Here is a 22,792-nt window from a genome sequence, read left to right on the forward strand (position 1 = left end):
CCCTGCGGGAAGTTCGCGAGGATGCCGCTGCGGGCGATGATCGTCACCCCCGCGCCGAGGCGGGCCTAGGCCTGGGCGAGCCCGGCGCCGGCCACGCCGGCGCCGAGGACCGCGAGGCTGGGCGGGCCCTCCTTGGCGGAGGTGGCGTCGCGGGTGGTCCAGTAATCGAGGTCCGCGAGACCGTCGATCGGCGGGAGGGGCGGGGGGGGCCCCGGGGCCCGGACCACCGCCCGCCCGGCGCGGTAGCGGGACGTACCGCCGTCGTCGTGCGTGATGGTCACCTCGCGCTCGCCCGACAGGGTGGCCCGCCCGCGTTCCAGGGTGATGCCGGCGGACTCCACCCAGTCGGCCTGGGAGGAATCGTCCCAGTCCGAGGTGAAGGAGGTGCGCCGGTCGAGGACCTGCTGGACGTCGAGGGAACCCGTGACCGCTTCGCGTGCCCCTCCGACGTCGCGAGCGGCCCGCAGCGCGGTGCCCGGCCGGAGGAGGGCCTTGGACGGCATGCACGCCCAGTAGGAGCACTCGCCCCCCACGAGGTCGGCCTCGACGATCACCGCGGAGAGGCCCTTTTGCACCACCCGTCCCGCCACGTTCTCGCCGACCGCGCCGGCGCCGATCACAATGACATCGATGGTCTTGATTTCGCTCATAGGCCGAGCTTCCCACCGACCCGGAGGGCGGGCAACCCGTAAAAAAATGCCCCGACCGGAGTCGGGGCATTTCGATGGTCCTGCTGGACCGTGGTGCGCGCGAAGGGATTCGAACCCCCAACCTTCTGATCCGTAGTCAGATGCTCTATCCGTTGAGCTACGCACGCATCGTAGTTCGTCGATCCGCAGTGCGGATGAGTCCTACAGTCGGGCCGATTGGCCGTAGACAACACTAGCGCGGATTCTCCGGGGCGCCTAATTCGGTCGATCCTCCGTGATGTTACGGTTGGCAGAGACGTGATGTGTGTCACTTCTGGGATGGCCGAGGATGCCCGGGAACCGCGGATCCACGAGGTTCTGCCGCGTTCGCGAGGTTGTGGACAGGCTCGGGGGCAGGTCCTGCGCCCTTACCATCGGTACACCTGTATGCACCCAATGAAGGGAAGATCGATGGGCGATTCCACACCCCAGTCCGTGACCGAGGCCGCGACGATCGGTGCGGGGGCCGCCCCGATGCGGTACGCGGGATTGCACGCGTGGGTGGAGCAGGTGGAGTTGCTGACGCGCCCGGACCGGGTGGTGTGGGTGGACGGGTCGGTGGAGGAGAACTCCCGGCTGAGCGATGAGCTGGTGGAGGCCGGGACGTTCACCCGGTTGAACCCGGAGTTGTTCCCGAACTCGTTCGCGGCGTTCTCGGATCCGGCGGACGTGGCCCGGGTGGAGGAGCAGACGTTCATCTGCTCGGCGCGGGAGCAGGACGCGGGGTTCACGAACAACTGGATGGACCCGGTTCGGATGAAGGCCAAGCTCACCGGGCTCTTCACGGGCTCGATGCGTGGCCGGACCATGTACGTGATCCCGTTCGTGATGGGACACCTGGACGCGGCGGACCCGAAGTTCGGGGTGGAGATCACCGACAGCGCGTACGTGGTGACCTCGATGCGGATCATGGCGAGCATCGGCACCCCGGTGCTGGAGCGCATGAAGGAGCTCGACGCGCAGTTCGTGCCCGCCCTGCACTCCGTCGGAGCCCCCCTGGAGCCGGGCGAGCAGGATGCGGCGTGGCCGTGCAACGAGGACAAGTGGATCGTGCACTTCCCCGAGGAGCGCTCCATCGTCTCCTACGGTTCCGGGTACGGCGGCAACGCCCTGCTGGGCAAGAAGTGCTACGCGCTGCGGATCGCCTCCGTGATGGCCCGGGACGAGGGCTGGCTGGCCGAGCACATGCTGATCCTGAAGCTCACGTCCCCGGCGCAGAAGACCTACTACCTGGCCGCGGCGTTCCCCTCCGCGTGCGGGAAGACGAACCTCGCCCTACTCGATCCGACCATCGAGGGCTGGAAGGTCGAGACCCTGGGGGACGACATCACCTGGATGCGGTTCGGGTCCCAGGGCGAGCTGCGGGCGGTGAACCCGGAAGCGGGTCTGTTCGGTGTGGCGCCGGGCACCGGGTGGGACACCAACCCCAACGCGATGCGCGCCATCACCAAGGGCAACTCGGTGTTCACGAACGTGGCCCTCACCGACGACGGCGGGGTGTGGTGGGAAGGCATGACCGATCATGCCCCGGCACACCTGACCGACTGGCAGGGCCGGGACTGGACACCGGAGATGGATCATCCTGCGGCGCACCCGAACGCCCGGTTCTGCACCCCGATCGATCAGATCGACATGCTCGCCGACGAGTTCCACCACCCGGACGGGGTGGAGCTCTCCGCGATCCTCTTCGGCGGGCGCCGGAAGACCACCATCCCCCTGGTCACCCAGGCACGGGACTGGGCCCACGGGATCTTCATGGGATCCACCCTGTCCTCGGAGACCACCGCCGCCGCCGCCGGCGAGGTGGGGCGGGTGCGCAGGGACCCGATGGCCATGCTCCCGTTCATCGGGTACGACGCCGGGGACTACCTGCGTCACTGGCTCACCCTGAGCGCGAACGCGGACCAGGACCGGTTACCGAGCATCTTCCTGGTCAACTGGTTCCGCCGTACCCCTGCCGGCGGGTTCGCGTGGCCCGGCTTCGGAGACAACGCCCGCGTGCTCAAATGGGTCATCGAGCGCCTGGAAGGAACCGCCGAGGCCGCCGAGACCCCCATCGGGTACGTGCCCACCGGGAACGCCCTGGATCTCACCGGGCTGGACATGACCCCGGCGGAGGTCGAGGCGGCCGTGCACGTCGACGCCACCGAATGGGCCGCCGAGCTCGAGGGCATCGAGCAGTGGTACGAGCGCTTCGGCGGCTCCCTCCCCGAGGAACTCACGGGCCAGCTCCAGGACCTCCAGCAACGCTTCGGCGAGGCCTGAGCCCCCCCCGACACGAGAGGCCCCCTCCGGGGGGGGGGGCCTCTCGCCGAGCCGGTGCCCCGTCGGGGCCGGGTGCGGCCAGTCGCGGATGACGGCGAGGACCCGCTCCACGAGCCCCTCGAGCGTCTCGGGGTCCACGGCCTCGGCGTTGAGCCGGAGGTAGGGCTCGGTGTTCGAGGGCCGCAGGTTGAACCACCAGTTCCCGTGATCCGGGGTGAAGGTCAGGCCGTCGAGGCTGTCCACCACCACGCCGTCCTCCTCGAACTCCTCACGGGCCCGGGCGATCGACGCCTGGAGGTCCTCCACCTTGGAGTTGACCTCCCCGGAGGAGAAGTAGGGCTCGTACTCGCGGCCCAGCTCCGAGAGCGGGCCGTCCTGCTCGCCCAGTGCGGCGAGCACGTGCATGGCCGCGAGCATGCCGGTGTCCGCGTTCCAGAAACCCCGGAAGTAGTAGTGGGCGGAGTGCTCCCCGCCGAACACGGCACCTTCCTCGGCCATCACGGCTTTGATGAAGGAGTGGCCCACGCGCGTGCGGACCGGGCGGCCGCCGTCGTTCCTGATCAGTTCCGGTACCGCACGCGAGGTGATCAGGTTGTGGATGATCACGGGCTCGGACTCACCGGCGGCCCGGGCGCGGGCGATCTCGCGGCGGGCCACCATCGCGGTGATGGCGCTGGGGGAAACGGGGTGGCCTTGCTCGTCGATGATGAAGCAGCGGTCGGCGTCGCCGTCGAACGCGATCCCGATGTCCGCACCGTGCTGCACCACGGCGGCCTGCAGGTCGCGGAGGTTCTCCGGTTCCAGCGGGTTGGCCGGGTGGTTGGGGAAGGATCCGTCGAGCTCGAAGTAGAGGGGCACGATCTCGAACGGCAGCGCCGGGAGCATCGCGTCGCCGAGCACCGCGGGGGTGGTGAGACCGGCCATGCCGTTGCCGGCGTCCACCACGATCTTCAGCGGGCGCGACGACGAGAGGTCCACCTGGTCCCGGAGGAAGCGGGAGTACTCCTCGAGGACGTCGCGGACGCTCGTCCCACCCTGGTGCTCGACACCGGGGATGGTGCCGTCCGCGAGGTACCGCTCCGCGCGCTCCTGGATGTCCTTCAGTCCGGTCTCCGAGGAGACCGGCACGGCTCCGGGGCGGGTCATCTTCATGCCGTTGTACTGCGCAGGGTTGTGGCTCGCCGTGAACGTGACACCGGCGGCGTCCAGGGTGCCGCTCGCGTAGTAGAGCTCGTCGGTGGAGATGAGATCCAGGAACAGGACGTCCGCGCCGCGCAGCGTGGCCCCCTCGGAGAACGCCGTGGAGAACTCGGGGGAGGAGGGGCGCATGTCCCCGCCCACTAGGATGGTCTCACCGGCCAGCTCGAGCGAGTCCACGAAGGCTGCGCCGACGGCCCGGACGGAGTCCACGGTGATGGTCTCGCCGACGATGCCGCGCACGTCGTAGGCCTTGAAGGATGCGGAGAGGTCGAGGGGTGTAGTCACGTCTGGAAGTGTAACCGGTGGGTTCGGGCGCACGGTTGCACACATGGCGCGACCCGCCCGGAGGAGTGGGAGAGGCTGCTGGGATACTGGGGGCATGCCTCCCACCGTCACGCTCAACGAGCAAGCATCCGAGATCCTGCACACCCTCGTCGGGTCCTCCGAGGCCCATTTCCACGACGGCCAGTTCGAAGCCATCGAGGCGCTCGTGGAGGGCGGGCGGCGTGCACTCGTGGTGCAGCGGACGGGGTGGGGGAAGTCCGCCGTGTACTTCGTGGCGAGTCTGCTGCTCCGGGCGCGGGGCGCCGGGCCCACCCTGATCGTCTCGCCCCTGCTCGCCCTCATGCGGGACCAGGTGGCCGCCGCGGCCCGGGCGGGGGTGCGCGCCGTGGCCATCAACTCGGCGAACCAGACCGAGTGGCAGGACGTCACCGCCAAGCTGCAGGCGGACGAGGTGGACGTGCTCCTGGTGTCACCGGAGCGACTCAACAACCCGTCCTTCCGCGAGCTGTACCTGCCGGAACTCATGCGCCGCACGGGCCTGCTCGTGATCGACGAGGCCCACTGCATCTCCGACTGGGGACACGATTTCCGCCCCGACTACCGGCGGCTCCGCGAGCTCATCATGGGCCTGCCGCAGGGTGTGCCGGTGCTGGCCACCACGGCGACGGCGAACTCCCGGGTGGTGAAGGACGTGGAGGAGCAGCTCGGCGCCGGCGGCACGGACGTGTTCACGCTGCGCGGGGAGCTGGCCCGGAAATCGCTCCGGCTCGGGGTGCTGCGGTTGCCGAGCCCCCGCTCGCGGCTCGCGTGGCTCCTGACCCACCTCTCCGACCTCCCCGGCAGCGGCATCATCTACGCGCTCACCGTCTCCGCGGCGGAGGACACCGCGCGCCTGCTCCGGGAGAACGGGCATGCCGTCCGCGCCTACACCGGGCGCACCGATCCCGCCGACCGCGAGGCCGCGGAAGCGGCGCTGAAGAACAACGAGGTCAAGGCACTCGTGGCCACCAGTGCCCTCGGGATGGGTTTCGACAAACCCGATCTCGGCTTCGTGGTGCACCTCGGGGCGCCGTCCTCGCCGGTCGCGTACTACCAGCAGGTGGGCCGTGCCGGCCGCGGCACGCCGAACGCGGACGTGCTGCTCCTGCCCGGCGCGGAGGACCGCGACATCTGGGAGTACTTCGCCACCGCGTCCATGCCCTCGGAGGAGGCGGCCCTCCGGGTGCTCGACGCCCTGCAGCCGGGAGTGGTGCTCTCCACCCCCGCGCTGGAGACCCGGGTCAATCTCAAGCGCTCGCCGCTCGAGCTGCTGCTCAAGGTCCTCGACGTGGACGGTGCCGTCCGGAAGGTCACCGGCGGGTGGGGGAGCACGGGGACGCCCTGGACCTACGACGCCGAGCGGTACCGGCGCATCAGCGAGGCGCGCGTGCTGGAGCAGCGGGCCATGCTGGACTACGAGAACACCACCGGATGCCGCATGGAGTTCCTCTCGAGCTCCCTGGACGATCCGGGTGCCGCACCGTGCGGCCGCTGCGACAACTGCACCAGCGCCTGGTACTCGGACGAGGTGGCGCACGAGGCCTCGGACTCGGCGAACCAGGCCCTGAGCCGCGTGGGCGTGGAACTGGAGCCCCGCGGCCAGTGGCCCAGCGGCATGGACAAGCTGGGCGTCCCGGTCAAGGGCAAGCTCAAGCCGGGGGAGCTCAGCCTGCCGGGCCGGGCCCTGGCCCGCCTGACCGACCTCGGCTGGGGCAACAGGCTGCGCGAACTGATGTCCGAGTCCACTCCCGACGCACCGCTCGACCCCGCCGTCGTCGAGGCGGTGGTGCGCGTGCTCGCCCAGTGGGGGTGGAGCGAACGGCCCGTGGCGGTGGTCAGTGTGCCGTCCCGGCGCAGGCCCCAGCTGATCGGATCCCTCGCCCAGGCGCTCGCGGACGTGGGCCGCATCCCGTACCTCGGGGCACTCACCCTGCCGCACGGTTTCCCGCAGGGTCAGCCCGGCGGGAACAGCGCCTTCCGGCTGGCCTCCGTGTGGGACCACTTCGCCGTCCCCGAGGAGGGTGCCGCCTGGTTCGCGGCGAATCCGGGGCCGGTGCTGCTCGTGGACGACTTCGCGGACAGCCGCTGGACGCTCACCGAGGCGGGGCGGGCGTTGCGCCTCGCGGGGGCCTCCGGCGTGCTGCCCTTCGCCCTGGCACTGAAGGCCTGACGCTGGAGGGCCTGATGCTGAAGGTCCGGAAGCCGGAGCCTTAAAAGCGAAGGACCCCCTGTTCCCAGGGGGTCCATCCGCGGAGACGGGGGGATTTGAACCCCCGGTAGGCTTTAGGCCCACACTTCATTAGCAGTGAAGCCCATTCGGCCGCTCTGGCACGTCTCCATCGGCTATCGCTAGCCTCCCAAGGTTACCCAGAACGTGAGGGCAAGAGCAAAACCGTCCCTCCACCGGGCTGGAGGGCGAATCGTCAGAGAGATCCGGTGAGCGCGCGCCAGAGGAACTCGAAGCTCAGGGCGTGCATCCTCGCAGCCTGCCGGTTGTCCGCAGCGCCGGCGTGCCCGCCCTCGAGCGCCTCGTGGAACCAGACGTTCTGCACCCCGAGATCCTTCATCCGTGCGGCCATCTTGCGCGCCTGCACCGGCCCCACCCGGTCATCGCTCGTCGCCGTCCAGATCAGGGTCCTCGGGTACACCACGTCCTCGCGCAACAGGTGGTACGGGGAGAAGGTACGGACGTACTCCCACTCCTCCGCCTTGTCCGGGTCCCCGTACTCGGCGATCCAGGAGAACCCGGCGGAGAGCTTGGTGTAGCGGCGCATGTCCAGCAGCGGGACGCCGCACGAGACGGCGCCGAACAGGTGCGGGTAGGTGGTGAGCATGTTCCCCACCAGCAGCCCACCGTTGCTCCGGCCGGTGCAGCCCAGCAGGGCCGGCGACGTGACGCCGCGGTGCACGAGGTCCCCGGCGATGGCCGCGAAGTCCTCGTAGGCCCGGTGCCGGTTGGCGTGCAGGGCGGCCTCGTGCCACTGCGGCCCGTACTCGCCGCCACCGCGGATGTTCGCCAGCACGTACACGCCCGCACGTCCGTCGTCGGTGGTCCGCTCCAGCCATCCGCGGCCGATCACGCCGCTGTAGGCGGGGGTGAGGGAGTGCTCGAAGCCGCCGTACCCCGAGAGCAGGGTGGGGTTCCCGCCGTCGAGCTCGAGGTCCTTCGAGGCGATCTGGAAGTAGGGCACCCGCGTGCCGTCCGTGGAGACGGCGAAGTGCTGCTCCACGTCGTACCGGCTCTCGTCGAAGAACGACGGCGAGGTCTTCACCACCTCGTGCCTCCCGCCGATCGTCCCCCGGTACAGGGTGGAGGGCGTGAGGAACCCGGTGACCACGAGCCAGTAGTCGTTGCCGGAGATCTCGTCCTCGTCGTCCACCGCGTACGCGTCCACGGAGTGCAGGGGCGGGCAGGCGTCGAGGAGCTCGTACCGCCAGCCGTTGCCCGGATCGAGGATGCGGATCTCCGAGGAGACGTCGTGCAGCAGGTTCAGCAGGAGGTGGTCGCGTGTCCAGCTCCAGGACTGCAGGGAGGTGGAGGCGTCCGGGGAGAACACCGTGACCAGGGCACGGTTCCCGGCGAGGTAGGACTCGAGGTCGATCACGAGCAGCGAACCGGCAGCGTGGGTGGCGCCGTCCACCGCCCAGGCCGAGCGCGGGCGGATGATCAGCCACCGGCGGTGCAGGGAGATGCTCGCGTCCTCCGGGACGTCGAGGAGCTGCCAGTCCCCGGACCGGCGCAGGTAGGTGCGGCGGCTGTAGAAGTCGATGGTGTCCAGGGCGATGTCCCGTTCGAAGCCGGGCGTCGGATCGTGCAGCACCAGGGCCATCATGTGGTCCTCGGCCACCTCGAAGTACGGTTCCGCCGCGGCGAGCTCGGCGCCCCGGTGCAGTGTCCGCACCGTCCGCGGATAGGAGCTCGACGTCATGGAGCCGGGCCCGAAGTCGGTCCCCACGTGCAGGGAGTCCGGGCCGGCCCAGCTGATCCGGCTCTTCGCCGTCGGGATGTCGAACCCACCGTCCACGAAGGCGCGGGAGGTGAGATCGAACTCCCGGTAGCGGGCGGCGTCACCGCCGTCGGGGGAGAGCGCCACGAGGACGCGCTCGTGGGGTGCACCTTCTGCGGGGCGGAGGAAGAGCGCACCGGCCCAGACCCACTCGGTCCCCTCGGCGGCACTCAGGGCGTCGAGGTCCAGGAGGAGCTCCCACTCCGGCTGCTCCGAGGTGTAGCTCTCCCACGTGGTCCGCCGCCAGATGCCCTGACGGTGCTCGGCGTCGCGCCAGAAGTTGTAGTAGTGATCGCCGTGCTTCCCCACCATCGGGATGCGGTCCGTGGAGTCCAGTACCTCCAGGAGCCGCTGTTCGTGGTCCTGGAATCCCGCGGTCACCAGGGCGTCCTCGGTCAGTGCGTTCTCCGCGCGGACCCACTCCAGCGGGCGGTCGCCGTGGATGTCCTCGAGCCAGAGGAAGGGATCGTCGGTGGTGCCGTCGGGTGCGGTGGTGTCCGTCGAGTGCGTCATGCCCTCATCCTATGCAGGCCCCCACGCGCCCCGGACGGAGTACCCGCGGGGTGCGCACCCCTGCGTTGGATAGTCTGGGCCGGTGGAAATCCAGGACGCACGGCACGTGATGGTGGTGGGCGGGGGCCCCCGCGGGACCTCCGTGGTGGAGCGGCTCATCGCCCGGCACCGTGTGCTCGGCGGGCGCGCTCCCGCCCTGGTCGTCCACGTCGTCGAGCCCCACGAGCCGGGTCCGGGACACATCTGGCGCACCGGTCAGTCACGCCTGTTCCTCATGAACACCCCCTGCCTCTATCCCACGGTGGTGCCGGTGGGGCCGACCGCCGAGGAGCTCGCGGCCTCACCCGTACCGTTCTCCTTCGACCAGTGGAGGCTACGGGTCCGTGACGGTCTGGTGGCCGGGGTCGGCGGCGAGGACGCGGACGAGTGCGCACGGCTGGCATCGAGTGACTTCCCGAGCCGGGCACTGTACGGACGGTACCTCGCCTGGATGTTCACCGAGGTGGTGCGTGCCGCACCCGAGAACGTGCGGGTGGAGCACCACCGGAGGGAAGCGGTGGCACTGCGGACGCAGGACGACGGCACGGGGGAGGCGGGTCCTCCCGGCCGCGGTCCGGGGGGACGCCGGTGGGACGTGCTGCTCGACGACGGCTCGCAACTCGAGGTCGACGACGTCGTGCTCGCACTCGGCCACCTCGCCGCAGCCCTGACGCCCGAACAGGAAGGCTTCCGGGACGCCGCGGTGCATCACGGTCTGCAGTACCGGCCGCCGGCGGTCCCGGCCGACGTCGACTGGGATCAGCTACCCGCGGGGGAGCCGGTGCTGGTCCGCGGGCTCGGGCTCAACTTCTTCGACGCCATGATCCAGCTGACCGAGGGCCGCGGCGGCCGGTTCTCGCGCCGCGAGGGCGGGCGGCTCCGCTACGACCCGTCCGGTGAGGAACCACGCCTCATCGCCGCCTCCCGACGCGGTGTCCCCTACCGGGCCAAGGCCTCGCTCGATTCCTACATCCCACGCAGCGTGGTGCTGCGGTTCTGCTCGGCCGAGCAGGTGCTCGGCTTCCGGGCAGCAGGAGTGCAGCCCGGCTTCGACCACGATCTCTGGCCCCTGCTGCACCGCGACGTGCTCTGGGCCTACTACTCCACGCTGGTCCGCACCCAGGAGGGGGCGCTGCGCGGTTCGGTCGGGGTGTTCCTCGAGGAGCTGGACCGCGCGCTGGCCACACCGGGTCCGGACTGGGAGGCGGAGGCCGGGGTGGTGGTCGCACGCCATGTACCGGAACCGGTCCGGCTCGACGTCGAGGCGCTGGCCCACCCGTTCGCCGCACGACGGTTCGCCGACGACGAGGAGTTCGCCGCCGCCGTGCTCGACCACCTCGACATGGATGTCGCGGGGTCGGCGAGGGGTGAGGACGACCCGCTGAAGATGGCGATCGGCGCGCTGAACGCCGGGCGGTCGCTCGTCAAGCGGGCGGTGGCCGACGGCGGTGTCTCGGACACCTCCTGGGACGCCGAACTCCGCGGGTGGTTCGAGCCGCTCGTCGAGGGGCTCGCCAGCGGTCCGCCTCCCTTGCGCATCGCCCAGCTCGCGGCACTGGTCCGCGCCGGCATCGTCCGCTTCGTGGGACCGAATCCGCGGTTCGACGTGGACCGGGACAGCGGCCTGTTCACGGCGTCCTCACCCTGGGTGCAGGGGGACCCGTTCACCGCCCGGCATCTGGTGGAGGCGATGATGCCCGCCAACCGGGTGTCCACCAGTTGCTCCCCGCTGCTGCGGGACCTCCTGGAGCAGGGCGTGATCCGCCCGAGGACCTCCATGGCCGAGGACGGCGTCCCCGTGACGGGTGCCGGGGTCGATGTGACGGCGCCGCCGTACCGTGCCGTGGACCGGGCGGGCAGGGCGCAGGAATCCCTCTTCGTGATCGGGCTTCAACTCGCCTCGGTCCAGTGGGGTACGGCGATCGCGGCCGAGGCCGCAGCCCCCTCGGAGGCCGGTGCCCGGACGCTGCTGGACGCGGACCGGATCGCCGGGGCGATCCTCGCCGGAGCCGGAGCCGGAGCTGTGTCCAGCGGTTGATCCCTCCGCCCGAGCAGGTGGAGGCATCGAACCCGTGGAACAGGCAGGACCCCCACCGCATGCGGTGGGGGTCCTGTCCGTTCAGTGGGGACGAGGTTCCCTGAGCTCATCGGAGCCCAGGGAACCTCGTCGACGCTGACGCGCTCATCACCCGTCAGCGTCGACGAGGGCTCGGGTCAGCCCGACTGCCCGGGCTTGACCGGCTTGACGGGTTTGACGGGCTTGACCGGCTTGACCGGCTTCTCGGGCTTGACCGGCTTGACGGGCTTCTCGGGCTTGACGGGCTTCTCCGGCTTGACGGGTTTGACCGGCTTCTCCGGATCGCCCGGGGTCACCGGAGGCGTCACCGCTTCCACCGTCACCGGCAGCGTCACCGTGGTGGTGCTGGGAGCCGCGGTCAGGACGATCCGCCCCTGGCCGCTCACCGTTGCCGGCACCGTCAGCTCCACCGTGGCACTCCCACCCGTGACCGGGAAGGATCCCAGCTGCGTGATCGTGCCGTCGGCGGCCACGAAACTCGCGGCCAGCGTGGTGTTCACCGGGCTGCCGAGAGAGGTGAGGTCCAGCCGCGACACGGAGAACGTGACCGGCGAACCGGCCGTCATCGTGGTCGGGGCGCCCTGAACCTGGACACTGCGACGATCGAACGACGGCGACAGCGGGCTGTTCGCGCGGATGTAGTCGATCCACGCATCGCGGTCCACGAGGCCGGAGTCACGGGTGTCGGTCCCCTCACCGAAGACGGTGAAGTTGTCGCCGCCCTGGGCCAGGAAGCTGAACGTCCCGATCCTGTAGTCCCGCGCCGGATCGAGCGGCACGCCGTCGATCAGGACGGAGGTGATCCTCGAACCGCGCTCCAGGGCCGGGTCGTAGGTCACGCTCACGTTGTCCGAGAGGCCGAGGGCCAGGAAGGAGCGTGAGCTGCCCTCCGGCTGCCACTGCTGCTCGAGCACGGCCTTGAACTGCGCACCGGTGAGGGTGGTGGTCCAGAGGTTGTTGACGAACGGCAGCACGGCATTCGCCTCGGCATACGTGATGACGCCGTCCGGTGCGAAGTACAGCTCGTTGCGCAGGCCACCGGGGTTGACGACGCCGATCTCGGCGCCACCGCGCTCGGCGGGAGCGAGGCTGGCCCGGAGCGAGTCCGCCACGAGGTTGCCCAGGGTGGACTCGGAGGTGCGGTCATCACGCGTGGTGCCGGTGAAGGCGGTGGTGATGTCCGCCGTCACGGAACCGACCGGCTGGTTGCCGATGACGGCCGCCTCGGCGAGCGCGGCGTCCACGATGGTCTTGACCTGGGCCACGCGGGGGAAGGCCGCCACGAGGGCTGCGTCCTCCTCGGTGGTGCGGTCCACGTTGCGGGCCGTGTAGGACTCGACGTCACCGGTGGCGCGATCCACGGTCAGGGTGATCTGACCGATGTTCTCACCGTAGGATCCGGTCTGCAGCACGGGGCGGGTCCGTTCGGGAGCGCCGGGGACGGGGGCGTCCCAGGCGTACTCCTTGTGGGTGTGGCCGGTGAGGATGGCGTCCACCAGCGGGCTGGTCTGCGTCACGATGTCGGCGAACACTCCGCCGGCGGCGATCTCCTCCTCGATCGTGGCACCCTCGACGACGCCGTCACCGGCACCGTCGTGGTACTCGGCGACGATGACGTCCGCCAGGTCCTGCTCCTCGATCTCCGCAGCCACACGGTTCACGGCTTCCACGGGGTCCCCGAAGTCGATCGTGGAGATGGCGCCCGGGCTGACCAGGGTGCCGGTCTGCTCGGTGACCACGCCGATCACGGCGACGTCGATGCCGTCCACGGTGACGATGGAGTACTCCTCGAGGGCGGGCTCGGTGGTGCCCTTCCGGTAGACGTTCGCACCGAGGTACGGGAAGTCCGCCGCCTCGGTGACGCGACCGGTCAGGTCGTCGAAGCCCTTGTCGAACTCGTGGTTGCCCACGGCCGAGGCGGCGAGTCCCAGGGTGTTGAGGACGTCCAGCGTGGGCTGGTCGTCCTGCAGCGCGGAGGCGAACAGCGATGCGCCGATGTTGTCACCGGCGGACAGGAACAGCGTGTTGTCCTCCCCGGCCTCGGCGCGCAGCTGCTCGATGGTTCCGGCGAAGCGGACGGTGTTGGCGTCGATACGACCGTGGAAGTCGTTGATGTTCACCAGGCTGATGTCCGTGGTGGGCTCGGCCGGGTCGGTCGGTCCTGCGACACCGAGGTCCAGGCCCACGATCACGGGATCGTGGTCGCTGGCGCGGTAGGGGTCGGGCGAGTAGTAGTCGGTGACGTTGTTGTTGAACCGGCTGTACTCGAGGGCGATCGACTCGGGCGAGTTGATGTTCCAGATGTCCACGCCCGTGACCTTCGCATCCGCCGCCGGGGAGGCGAGGATGTGGTCCAGGGAGCCGCTCAGACCGGAGAACACGTAGGACGAGCTGTCGTCCTTAGCACCCTGGTTGACGTAGCCGGCCTCGTAGAGGACCTGCATCGGGTCCTCCTGCGTGTACGAGTTGAAGTCACCCGTGAGGAAGACCTTGTCGGTCCCCGCGGTCTGCTCCATGGTGTCGGCGAACGCGACGAGCGCGCGTGCCTGGCCCACGCGGGCCGCGTTCCAGGCACTCTGGCCGTCACCCTGGTCCGCGTTGGCACCCGAGCTGGGCCCCGAGCCCTTGGACTTGAAGTGGTTGACGATCGTCAGGAACGTGCTGTCGTCCGATCCGCCCACGGGCTTGAAGGCCTGGGCGAGGGGCTTGCGGGCGTTGGAGAAGGCCACGTCGTCGTCGAGGATGACGGACTCCCCGACGGGCTCCGCGACGGCCTTCCTGTAGATGACGGCCGTGCGGATGACGTCCTCGTTCGCGGGCAGCGCCGCGGGCGAGCGGACGTAGTCCCACGTACCGGGGGCGCTCTCGTTGAGGGCGTCGGTCAGGGTGGCCAGGGCGTAGTCACGGTCCAGGCCGAAGGCCGCCGAGTTCTCGATCTCCATGAGGGTCACGACGTCGGCGTCGAGGGCGTTGATCGCCGCGACGATCTTGGCCTCCTGGCGCTCCAGGCTCACCTTGGTCGCGGCCCCCCGGGCGTCGCAGCCGCGGTTGACGGTGATCGGGTTGCCGGCGCGGTCGTTGTAGTACGTGCACCCCGGGACGTCCTCGCCGGTGGTGGCGAAGTAGTTCAGCACGTTGAAGGACGCGACCGTGAGGTCGCCACCCACGGGCTGGGGAGCCGCGGGGCGCTCACCGGCGAACTGCACGGGCTGGACGCCGTCGGGACTGGCCCCGTCCAGCTCCTCGAGGGGCTGGAACTTCCACGCGCTGTTGCGGTAGTCGAGGACCACGGGCGAGGTGAACGTCGCGGTGTCGCCGACGCGGACGGGCTGCGAGGGCGTGAGGTAGGGCAGCACACGGCCCTGGTTGGCGGCGGTGAAGAAGTTGGTCGAGGCGCCGTCGTCGAGGCGGATGCCGCGGGCGGTGTTGTCGTCCACCACGGCCTGGTACTCGGCAGTGCCGGGACGGGCCACGTCCGTGGGCTGCAGGAGCCGCTCGGACCCGAGGGCGAGGGTGAGCTCGCCGTACTGGTTCACCGTGTAGTTGTCGGCGACGGTGAACTCGTCGGACGGCTGGAACAGCATGCCCTCCACCGCTTCACGCGCTGCGTCCGTGGCGGGCAGGGTCATGGTCGAGGCCTTGACCTCCTCGGCCGGCTCGGTGAGCTTGGACAGGCCGTCGGCCGGCACGGTGATCTGGGTCAGGTCGAAGAACTCACCGGCGGTACCGGTGACCTCCACGTAGTCACCCTGTGCCACCGAGGCCACCGTGTCCGGGGAGTAGACGAAGATCGCGTCCGAGGCCGTCTGGCCCTCCGTGGCCGTGGTGCCCGGTGTCTGGATGTAGTAGCCGTTGAAACCGCCGGTGGGGTAGGCCGCGGTGACCTTGCCCCGCGTGGTGACGGTCTGCCCGGACAGGGGCGTGGTGCTGCCCTCGCCCTGGATCTCACGAATGGGGATGACCTCGCCCGGGACGGTGGGTTCCACCGGTTCGGGTTCGGGGACGGGTTCGGGCTCGAACGCACCGCCCGTGGAGTTGGTGGGGGTGGGGTCCTGCAGCGTGAAGTCCGCGGCGTTGTCGTCCGTGTCCGCGAAGTCCGTGCGGTTGAGCGAGAACACGCTGCCCCCGCCGGGTGCCGGTGCGGCTGCACCCTCGAACGCGGTGGCCGCGCTGCCGTAGCCGAGGGCATCCACGACGCCGGCGACGGCGGGGGTGTCACCCGCGGGGGGAACTCCGACGCTGGTGGCCTGGTCCGCGGGGGGACGGCCCCGCCGTTGGCCCCGGGGTTGAACCCGGTGGTGATGTCCGGTGTGGGGAGCGGGGCGCCGTTGGCTGCGTTGGACCCGCCCTGCACGAGGAAGTGCCCCTCGGCGGGGGCGGTCCCGCCCGGGCGACGGCGGGGGGGGGGGGCGGGGGTGCCGCTGCCCGGTACTGCAGGGACCAGCCGCTGAGATCGACCGGCTGATCCGTCGGGTTGTAGAGCTCGACGTACTTGTTGAGCAGGGGCGTCCCGGCCGAACCGCCCGTGAGGTACGCCTCGTTGATGATGATGCCGTCCCCCGGGACGGACGACGTCGCGGGTGGTGTCTCCACCGCGACGGCGGGCAGTGCGATGATCGGCGAGGCCAGCAGCCCCGTCGACAGCGCCGCACCGAGCGCTCCCTTCCATGTCCATGTACGCATGCGTGTGTTTTCTCCTTGAGGTTGGCCGCTGGGGTGGCCGCGAGTGGAACTCGCCGATCTCCCGCAGACGGCGGGAGCCGGCAGATGCACCATATGTGACGCAGGTGACAAAGCAGTTCTCGGGAGAATCCAATCAGACAATCGTTAACAGAGGGTTACCGACGGCGTGGCGGCACGCGGCGCAGGGGCCGGAACCGATGGTGCAGGGAGGGATGGGAGCCTGTGGAGGGGGATCCGACGAAAAAGGAGACCCCGCGCTGCGGGGTCTCCTCGACTGCGGAAGGTAAGGGATTCGAACCCTTGAGACGGGGTGACCGCCCACTGGTTTTCAAGACCAGCTCCTTCGGCCGCTCGGACAACCTTCCCGCCGGATAGTGTTTCATGCGGGGTGGTCCACCCCCAAATACTTCTACTCGAGGAGGCGGCCGTGCGCGCAGTGGTGATCGACGGTTCAGGAGGGCCCGAGGTGCTCTCGGTGCAGGAGGTCCCCGAGCCGGTGCGGGGCGCGGGTGAGGTGGTGATCGACGTCGTCGCGGCCGGTCTCAACCGCGCCGACGTCCAGCAGCGCCGCGGCCTCTACCCACCGCCGCCGGGCGCGTCCGCGTACCCGGGCCTCGAGGTGTCGGGGCGGATCGCCGACGCCGGGACCTCGGAGTTCACCGTGGGCGAGCCGGTGGTGGCGCTGCTCGCCGGTGGCGGGTACGCGGAGAAGGTGGCCGTGGCGGAGGGCCAGGTGGTGCGGGCCCCCGAGGGCGTGGACCTGGTGGACGCCGCAGCGCTGCCCGAGACCGCCGCGACCGTGTGGTCCAACCTCGTGCTCCAGGCCCGGCTCGCGGAGGGGGAGAACGTGCTGATCCACGGGGCGTCCGGCGGGATCGGGGTGATGGCCGTGCAGGTGAGCCTCGCCCTCGGGGCCGTGCCGCACGTGACCGCGGGCTCCGCCGCGAAGCTCGGGATCGCGCGATCGCTCGGCGTGGGCACCCTGATCAACTACCGCGAGCAGGACTTCGTGGACGAGATGGCCGCGGCCACGGACGGTCATGGCGCGGACGTGATCCTGGACGTGGTGGGCGCGAAGTACCTCGCGCGGAACGTCGCGGCGCTCGCTCCCGGCGGCAGGCTCGTGGTCATCGGACTGCAGGGCGGGGCGACGGCGGAACTGGATCTCTCGGCGCTCATGGGCAAGCGGGCCAGCGTCGCGGGCACCACGCTCCGGGCCCGACCGGTCGCCGAGAAGACCGCGATCATGGCCGCGGTGCAGGAGAACGTGTGGCCGATGGTCGCATTGGGCGCGGTGAAGCCCTTCGTGGACCGGACGTTCCGCCTCGACGAGGTGGCGGAGGCCCACACCTACTTCGACTCCGGGGAGCACATGGGCAAGGTCCTGCTGACCCTGGACCAGTAACCGGAACGCTGCCGGAGGAGTCCGTGGGACTCCTCCGGCAGCGCGACGTCAGCGCGACGGCAGGAAGATGACCGCCGCGGGCGTGTCAGGGGACGATGACGGCCCGACCGCGCAGGTTGCCCGCGTGCAGCTTCTCGTAGGCCGAGGGTGCGTCGTCGAGCGTGAATACCTCGGTCTCCACGTGGACCGCGCCGGAGCGCGCGAGGTCCAGGATCTCGAACAGCTCGGACCTGGATCCCCAGTACGGGCTCCGGAGGCTCGCCTCGTAGGGCCTGTCCAGCATGCCCACCGGCAGGGAACCGGATCCCACGCCGACGAGCACCTGATCGCCCTGGACCCGCACCATCGCCTGGCCCAGTGTCATGGTCGGCTGGATGCCCACGAAGTCGAACACCGCGTGCGCCCCGAGCCCCTGCGTGAGCTTCTTGACCTCGTCCACGGCGGCCTCGTCCGAGAGGAAGGCGTGGTGCGCCCCGACGTCCTCGGCCAGCTGCAGCTTGTCCTCGTTCACGTCCAGGGCCACCACGGTGGCGCTGGTCATGGCCCGCAGGATCTGGATGCCCACGTGGCCGAGCCCTCCCGTGCCGATCACCACGGCGACGGAGCCGGGTACCAGTTTCGGCAGTGCCAGCTTGATCGCGTGGTACGGCGTCAGGCCGGCGTCGGTCAGGGACACGTTGGTCACCGGGTCGAGGTCACCGAGCGGCACCAGGTGCCGGGGGTTGTCCACGATCATGTACTCGGCCATGGCGCCGGGGGAGCCGAGGCCCGGAGGGGTGATGCCCAGCTCGGCGGCGTGCGGGCAGTAGTTCTCCTTGCCCTGGGCGCAGGTGTAGCAGTTCCCGCAACCCCACGGCCCGTACACGGCCACGGCGTCGCCGATCTCCACCCCCACCACGCCCTCACCGATCATGTCGATGACGCCCGCACCCTCATGACCGAGGGTGAGGGGCAGCCCGTACGTGTACTGGTCCTCGGGCAGGCTCATGAGGAACTCGTCCGAGTGGCAGACACCGGCCGCGGAGACCTTCAGGCGGACCTGACCCGGGCCGGGTTCGGGGGTCTCGATCTCGACCACCTCGGGTGCTGCGCCGATGGTGCGATACTGCAGGGCCTTCATGGTGCACTCCTGATCCGCCCGCCCCGGGGCAGGCATCCTCGGTGATGGTGACCTCCCCGATTCTTCTCCCGATCATCCCGACACCCCAAACCGGGTGCCGGCCCGCTGCCACAGGTGCAGCACCAGCACGAGCGCGATCCCCACGAACGCCCCGACGACGGTCTCCACCGCGCGGTCCACGAGGAGCACCCGTGGATCGGTGTGGTGGGCGAGTTCGGTGCTGAGCAGTGCCAGGGGTGTGATGAAGACCTGGGCCAGGGCGTACTGCCGGAGGACGAACAGCTCGACGGCGAACTGGGCGAGGGCGATCACGGGGATCAACTGCCAGCCGGAGAGCCCGGGGAGGAGCATCAGCGCCGTCACGAGCAGCCCCGCGAAGGTCCCCAGGACGCGCTGCAGCCCGCGCGTCACCCGGGCGCGCGCCGTCTGCCCGACGAGGGGGACGACGGCGGCCACCATCGCCCAGTAGGTGTGGCCGATCCCCAGCAGGGTGGCTGCAGACCCGGCGGTACCCGCAGCCACCGCGTAGAGGATCGACTCACGGAGCAGCGCGGTCCGGTGCTGCGGAGCGAGGGGCATGAGCGGCGCACGATCCCAGCCTGTGCGGTGCGCGGGCCACAGGTTGCCCAGCTGGCCGAGGAGCAGGGCGAACGCCACCGTGGACAGCGCGGTCAGGGCGGCCTGCTCCAGCGGAGGCTGGGCGGGGAGGGAGGCGATGGCGGCGAAGGCGAAGATGTGGAACAGGGAGCCTGCGGGCCGGAGCCGGAACATCCCTGCACCGAAGGTCCCCAGCCCGGCCACGGCACTCGTGAGGACCACCAGGGACCACGGCCCCAGGTCCGATCTCGCGGCGAGCGCCGCGGCCAGGATGAACGCGAACATCAGTCCGCCACCGCGTGCCTGGGTGGCCAGGCGCTGTCGGTGCGGCTCGTTGCGTCCGTAGATCCCGGCGAAGGCGCCGAACGTGGCGAAGATCGCGAGGCCCAGCCGGCCGAGCAGCAGGACCACCAGCAGCGGGACGGTGATGCCGATCGCGCAGCGCAGCGCCGGGTGGTGATCGTTGTCGGAGGGTGCGAGGTGCACCAGGTCCCGGAGGAGGGTCACGGCGTACGGCTTTCGGATCGTCAGGGGGATCGACGGCGCCGGTGGCATCGGGAGGCGGGAGCCACCGGTCGATTTTACGCCTCCTCGTCCGGTACTGGGCGAGGGTGTGTGCCTGGGATGATCAGCCTGCTTTCGATCGCGGCGCCGCTGTGGAAGGCTGGGAGCACAGCCGACCGGAAGGAGCAGACATGCCGAGCACCACAGACCACGGGCACGACGGCGACGAGGGGGGCCTGGCGCGTGCGGCCGAGAGCTTCACGGAGAATCTCGCGGACAAGGTCCCCGACGGCGTGGACGAGGGCCCTGGGGACGACGCCGACGAGCCGGCCGATCCGCGCACCCGGCCGCACTCGAGCATCAGCGAGGGCCTGAACGCGAACCCCGACGAGCCACCGGCCGTCCGGGACCAGGGTTCGCCCCGCGAGTAGGCACCTCGTGCCGTACGGAGCGCCGGACCACCCGCCGCACCGGCGGGGACGTTCGGCGCTCCTATAGCATTAACGACCGAATAGTGTGACGTACGTCTCATTCCGTTGCTACCTTCGTGTGCATCACCTTTTCCACACGAGGAGCATCATGAGCAAGAAGCGCAGTGGGTCCTCCCGGCACGACGACGTGCTGACGCAGGATCCGGAGCTGCCCGCGGTCGCCGTCGACCCGGAGCAGATCGAAGCGGAGGACCGCCGGTGGACGCCGGCGAAGATCGCCGTCTGGGTGGGCATCGCCCTGATCGGCGGCTTCGCGTGGACCATGCTGGCGATCGTGCGGGGGGAGACCGTCAACGCCATCTGGTTCGTGTTCGCCGCCGTCTGCCCCTATCTCATCGCCTACCGGTTCTACTCGAAGTTCATCGGGCGGCCCCTCCTGAGGCCGGACGACCGCCGTGCCACCCCCGCCGAGTACAGGGCGGACGGCAAGGACTACGCCGCCACGGACCGCCGGGTGCTCTTCGGTCACCACTTCGCCGCCATCGCCGGCGCGGGCCCGCTGGTGGGCCCCGTGCTCGCCGCCCAGATGGGGTACCTGCCCGGCACCGTGTGGATCATCATCGGCGTCATCTTCGCCGGCGCGGTGCAGGACTACCTCGTGATGTTCTTCTCCATGCGCCGCGGCGGCCGCTCACTCGGTCAGATGGCGCGCGAGGAGCTCGGGGTGATCGGCGGCACCGCGGCCCTGATCGCCACCCTGACCATCATGATCATCATCGTCGCGATCCTCGCCCTCGTGGTGGTGAACGCCCTCGGTGAGAGCCCGTGGGGTGTCTTCTCCGTCTCCATGACCATCCCGATCGCCCTCTTCATGGGCGTGTACCTGCGCTACCTGCGCCCGGGCAGGGTCACCGAGGTGTCCCTCATCGGGTTCGTGCTGCTGATGCTCGCCATCGTGGGCGGCGGCTGGATCGCCGAGACCACCTGGGGCGCCGAGCTGTTCACCCTGGACCGCGTCACCCTCGCCTGGGGCATCATCGTCTACGGGTTCATCGCCGCCGTCCTGCCCGTCTGGCTCCTCCTGGCCCCGCGGGACTACCTCTCCACCTTCATGAAGATCGGCACGATCATCATGCTCGCCGTCGCGATCGTGATCACCCGCCCGGAGATCAGCGTCCCCGCCGTCACCCCCTACGCCACCTCCGGCGCGGGCCCCGTGGTGGCCGGCACCCTGTTCCCGTTCCTCTTCGTCACCATCGCCTGCGGTGCGCTCTCCGGGTTCCACGCCCTGATCGCCTCCGGGACCACCCCGAAGATGATCGAGAAGGAACGCCAGACCCGCTTCATCGGTTACGGCGGCATGCTCATGGAGTCCTTCGTGGCGATCATGGCGCTCGTCGCGGCCCTGTCGATCGACCGCGGCATCTACTTCGCCATGAACTCCTCCGCGGCGGCCACCGGCGGCACCATCGAGGGCGCCGTCGCCTTCGTCAACGGACTCGGCCTCACCGGCGTGAACCTCACGCAGGAGGCGCTGAGCACTATGGCCACGAACGTGGGGGAGGAGTCGATCGTCTCCCGCACCGGCGGCGCACCGACGCTCGCCGTCGGGATCGCCCAGATCATGCAGGGCGTGATCGGCGGGGCGGGCATGATGTCCTTCTGGTACCACTTCGCCATCATGTTCGAGGCCCTGTTCATCCTCACCGCGGTGGACGCCGGGACCCGGGTGGCGCGCTTCATGCTGCAGGACAGCCTCGGCAACGTGATCCCCCGCTTCCGCGACACGTCCTGGCGCACCGGCGCGTGGATCTGCACGGCGATCATGGTGGCCGGGTGGGGCGCGATCCTCATCATGGGCGTCACCGACCCGCTCGGCGGCATCAACACCCTCTTCCCGCTCTTCGGCATCGCCAACCAGCTGCTCGCGGCGATCGCGCTCGCGGTCTGCATGGCCATCTGCGCCAAGCGCGGGCGCTTCAGGGTGCTGTGGATCCCCGCACTCCCCCTGGCGTTCGCCGCGGTGGTGACCATCACGGCGTCGTTCCAGAAGATCTTCTCCCCCGTCCCGGCCATCGGGTACTGGGCACAGCACACCGCCTTCCGGGACGCGCTCGCCGCCGGTGAGGAGAGCTTCGGGACCGCGCGGTCCGTGGAGGCCATGGAGGCGGTAGTGCGCAACACCTTCATCCAGGGCACGCTGTCCATCGTCTTCGTGGTGCTGTCCATCATCGTGATCACGACGGCAGTGCTCGCCACCGTGAAGGCCTACCGGAACGGTGGCGGTGCGGACACGGAGGACGCCGCCGTCCCCTCCCGGATCTTCGCCCCTGCGGGCCTCACGGCCACACCGGCGGAGAACGAGCTCGAGGCGCAGTGGGCCGCCGTCGAGCCTGGGAAGCGACCGGCGAGGACGGGGCACTGATGAGTGCGGCGCAGGTGCTGTCCCGTGCCCGGCACGCGGTGCGGGAGGGGGTGTGGCTGTTCAAGGGCGTGATGGGGGAGAACGCCTACCAGGTGTACCTGGACCACCACGGGCGGACCCACTCCGGGGACGCGCCGATGAACGAGCGGGAGTTCTGGCGGGACCGGACCGACCGCCAGGACGCCAACCCCGAGGGCCGCTGCTGCTGATCGGCCTCGGACGGAGCCCGTGCCGGATCCGCGGCGGAGGTCGTGGGCCCGGCACGGACATCCCGCCGCGCCGTGATCGGTCCGGCCCGGGAGCGGTGCCGGCCGACGTGTCCGGCCCGGCGCCCCTGTGGGAGCATTGCGTCATGACCGAACACGACCCCGCCCGTGGCTCCGATCCCGCAACCGGAACCGTCCCCGGCGGGTCCGCGCCGGACGGCACGGTTGCAGGGGGGGCCCCGGGATCCGCGGCCGGCGCGGCGGGCCCCGCCCCCGCGGCCCTCCCGGGAGCGGCGGGCGAGCCGGC

General features: G+C 70.3%; 13 protein-coding genes, 3 tRNA genes and 1 pseudogene. 7 read left to right on the plus strand and 10 right to left on the minus strand.

Annotation, left to right across the window (positions count from 1 at the left end; all coding sequences use genetic code 11):
* Positions 1 to 65: 65 nt before the first annotated feature.
* The gene (locus AC792_RS15610) at positions 66 to 650 is read right to left on the minus strand and encodes an FAD-dependent oxidoreductase (RefSeq protein ID WP_049831414.1); all 585 of its coding nucleotides are present in this window, start codon (positions 648 to 650) and stop codon (positions 66 to 68) included.
* A 91-nt stretch (positions 651 to 741) separates the two neighbouring features.
* Positions 742 to 817 (minus strand) — tRNA-Arg (locus AC792_RS15615).
* A 346-nt stretch (positions 818 to 1,163) separates the two neighbouring features.
* On the opposite strand from AC792_RS15615, the gene AC792_RS15620 reads away from it, so the two are divergent.
* Positions 1,164 to 2,954, plus strand: coding sequence for a phosphoenolpyruvate carboxykinase (GTP) (locus AC792_RS15620; protein ID WP_442853630.1), 1,791 nt, complete (start codon positions 1,164 to 1,166; stop codon positions 2,952 to 2,954).
* A gap of 84 nt (positions 2,955 to 3,038) precedes the next feature.
* On the opposite strand, the pseudogene AC792_RS15625 reads toward AC792_RS15620, so the two are convergent.
* Positions 3,039 to 4,484, minus strand: a pseudogene (locus AC792_RS15625) (phosphomannomutase/phosphoglucomutase); the annotation flags it as partial.
* 49 nt (positions 4,485 to 4,533) lie between these two features.
* Between AC792_RS15625 and AC792_RS15630 the strand changes: the two are divergent.
* Positions 4,534 to 6,648, plus strand: coding sequence for a RecQ family ATP-dependent DNA helicase (locus tag AC792_RS15630; protein WP_200903429.1), 2,115 nt, complete (start codon positions 4,534 to 4,536; stop codon positions 6,646 to 6,648).
* An 80-nt stretch (positions 6,649 to 6,728) separates the two neighbouring features.
* On the opposite strand, the gene AC792_RS15635 is transcribed toward AC792_RS15630, so the two are convergent.
* Both AC792_RS15635 and AC792_RS15640 read right to left on the minus strand, forming a co-directional pair.
* Positions 6,729 to 6,816, minus strand: a tRNA-Ser gene (locus AC792_RS15635).
* Positions 6,817 to 6,901: 85 nt separating this feature from the next.
* Positions 6,902 to 8,998, minus strand: a complete 2,097-nt coding sequence (locus tag AC792_RS15640) for a prolyl oligopeptidase family serine peptidase (protein ID WP_049831417.1) — start codon at positions 8,996 to 8,998, stop codon at positions 6,902 to 6,904.
* Positions 8,999 to 9,080: 82 nt separating this feature from the next.
* On the opposite strand from AC792_RS15640, the gene AC792_RS15645 reads away from it, so the two are divergent.
* Positions 9,081 to 11,075, plus strand: a complete 1,995-nt coding sequence (locus AC792_RS15645; protein WP_326948454.1) for an FAD/NAD(P)-binding protein — start codon at positions 9,081 to 9,083, stop codon at positions 11,073 to 11,075.
* A gap of 176 nt (positions 11,076 to 11,251) precedes the next feature.
* Here AC792_RS15645 and AC792_RS15650 read toward each other — a convergent pair whose 3' ends face one another.
* From AC792_RS15650 to AC792_RS15655, 3 genes are all read right to left on the minus strand, one after another.
* A complete protein-coding gene (locus AC792_RS15650) occupies positions 11,252 to 15,307 on the minus strand; it encodes an ExeM/NucH family extracellular endonuclease (RefSeq protein ID WP_049831419.1) in 4,056 nt (1,351 codons plus the stop codon).
* A 22-nt stretch (positions 15,308 to 15,329) separates the two neighbouring features.
* Positions 15,330 to 15,797, minus strand: coding sequence for a lamin tail domain-containing protein (locus AC792_RS17860; RefSeq protein ID WP_235436845.1), 468 nt, complete (start codon positions 15,795 to 15,797; stop codon positions 15,330 to 15,332).
* 277 nt (positions 15,798 to 16,074) lie between these two features.
* Positions 16,075 to 16,162 (minus strand) — tRNA-Ser (locus AC792_RS15655).
* Positions 16,163 to 16,224: 62 nt separating this feature from the next.
* On the opposite strand from AC792_RS15655, the gene AC792_RS15660 reads away from it, so the two are divergent.
* Positions 16,225 to 17,202, plus strand: coding sequence for an NAD(P)H-quinone oxidoreductase (locus AC792_RS15660; protein WP_049831420.1), 978 nt, complete (start codon positions 16,225 to 16,227; stop codon positions 17,200 to 17,202).
* Between the two features lie 85 nt (positions 17,203 to 17,287).
* Here the strand turns inward: AC792_RS15660 and AC792_RS15665 are convergent, their stop codons facing one another.
* Both AC792_RS15665 and AC792_RS15670 read right to left on the minus strand, forming a co-directional pair.
* Entirely contained in the window at positions 17,288 to 18,322 is a 1,035-nt protein-coding gene (locus AC792_RS15665; RefSeq protein WP_049831421.1) for an NAD(P)-dependent alcohol dehydrogenase, read from the minus strand.
* A 72-nt stretch (positions 18,323 to 18,394) separates the two neighbouring features.
* Positions 18,395 to 19,426: an FUSC family protein gene (locus tag AC792_RS15670; protein ID WP_049831425.1), complete on the minus strand. Its 1,032-nt coding sequence runs from the start codon at positions 19,424 to 19,426 to the stop codon at positions 18,395 to 18,397.
* Positions 19,427 to 19,614: 188 nt separating this feature from the next.
* Between AC792_RS15670 and AC792_RS15675 the strand changes: the two genes are divergently transcribed.
* From AC792_RS15675 to AC792_RS15685, 3 genes are all read left to right on the plus strand, one after another.
* Complete coding sequence (locus tag AC792_RS15675; protein WP_049831422.1) at positions 19,615 to 19,854, plus strand: hypothetical protein; 240 nt, start codon at positions 19,615 to 19,617, stop codon at positions 19,852 to 19,854.
* Between the two features lie 148 nt (positions 19,855 to 20,002).
* Complete coding sequence (locus AC792_RS15680; protein WP_049831423.1) at positions 20,003 to 22,279, plus strand: carbon starvation CstA family protein; 2,277 nt, start codon at positions 20,003 to 20,005, stop codon at positions 22,277 to 22,279.
* Positions 22,279 to 22,488 carry a YbdD/YjiX family protein gene (locus tag AC792_RS15685; RefSeq protein ID WP_049831424.1) on the plus strand — a complete coding sequence of 70 codons (210 nt, stop codon included), beginning with the start codon at positions 22,279 to 22,281 and terminating at the stop codon, positions 22,486 to 22,488. Before AC792_RS15680 ends, AC792_RS15685 begins: the two co-directional genes overlap by 1 nt.
* Positions 22,489 to 22,792: the final 304 nt, after the last annotated feature.

Source organism: Arthrobacter sp. RIT-PI-e, from assembly GCF_001187915.1.
Taxonomy (GTDB): Bacteria; Actinomycetota; Actinomycetes; order Actinomycetales; family Micrococcaceae; genus Arthrobacter_D.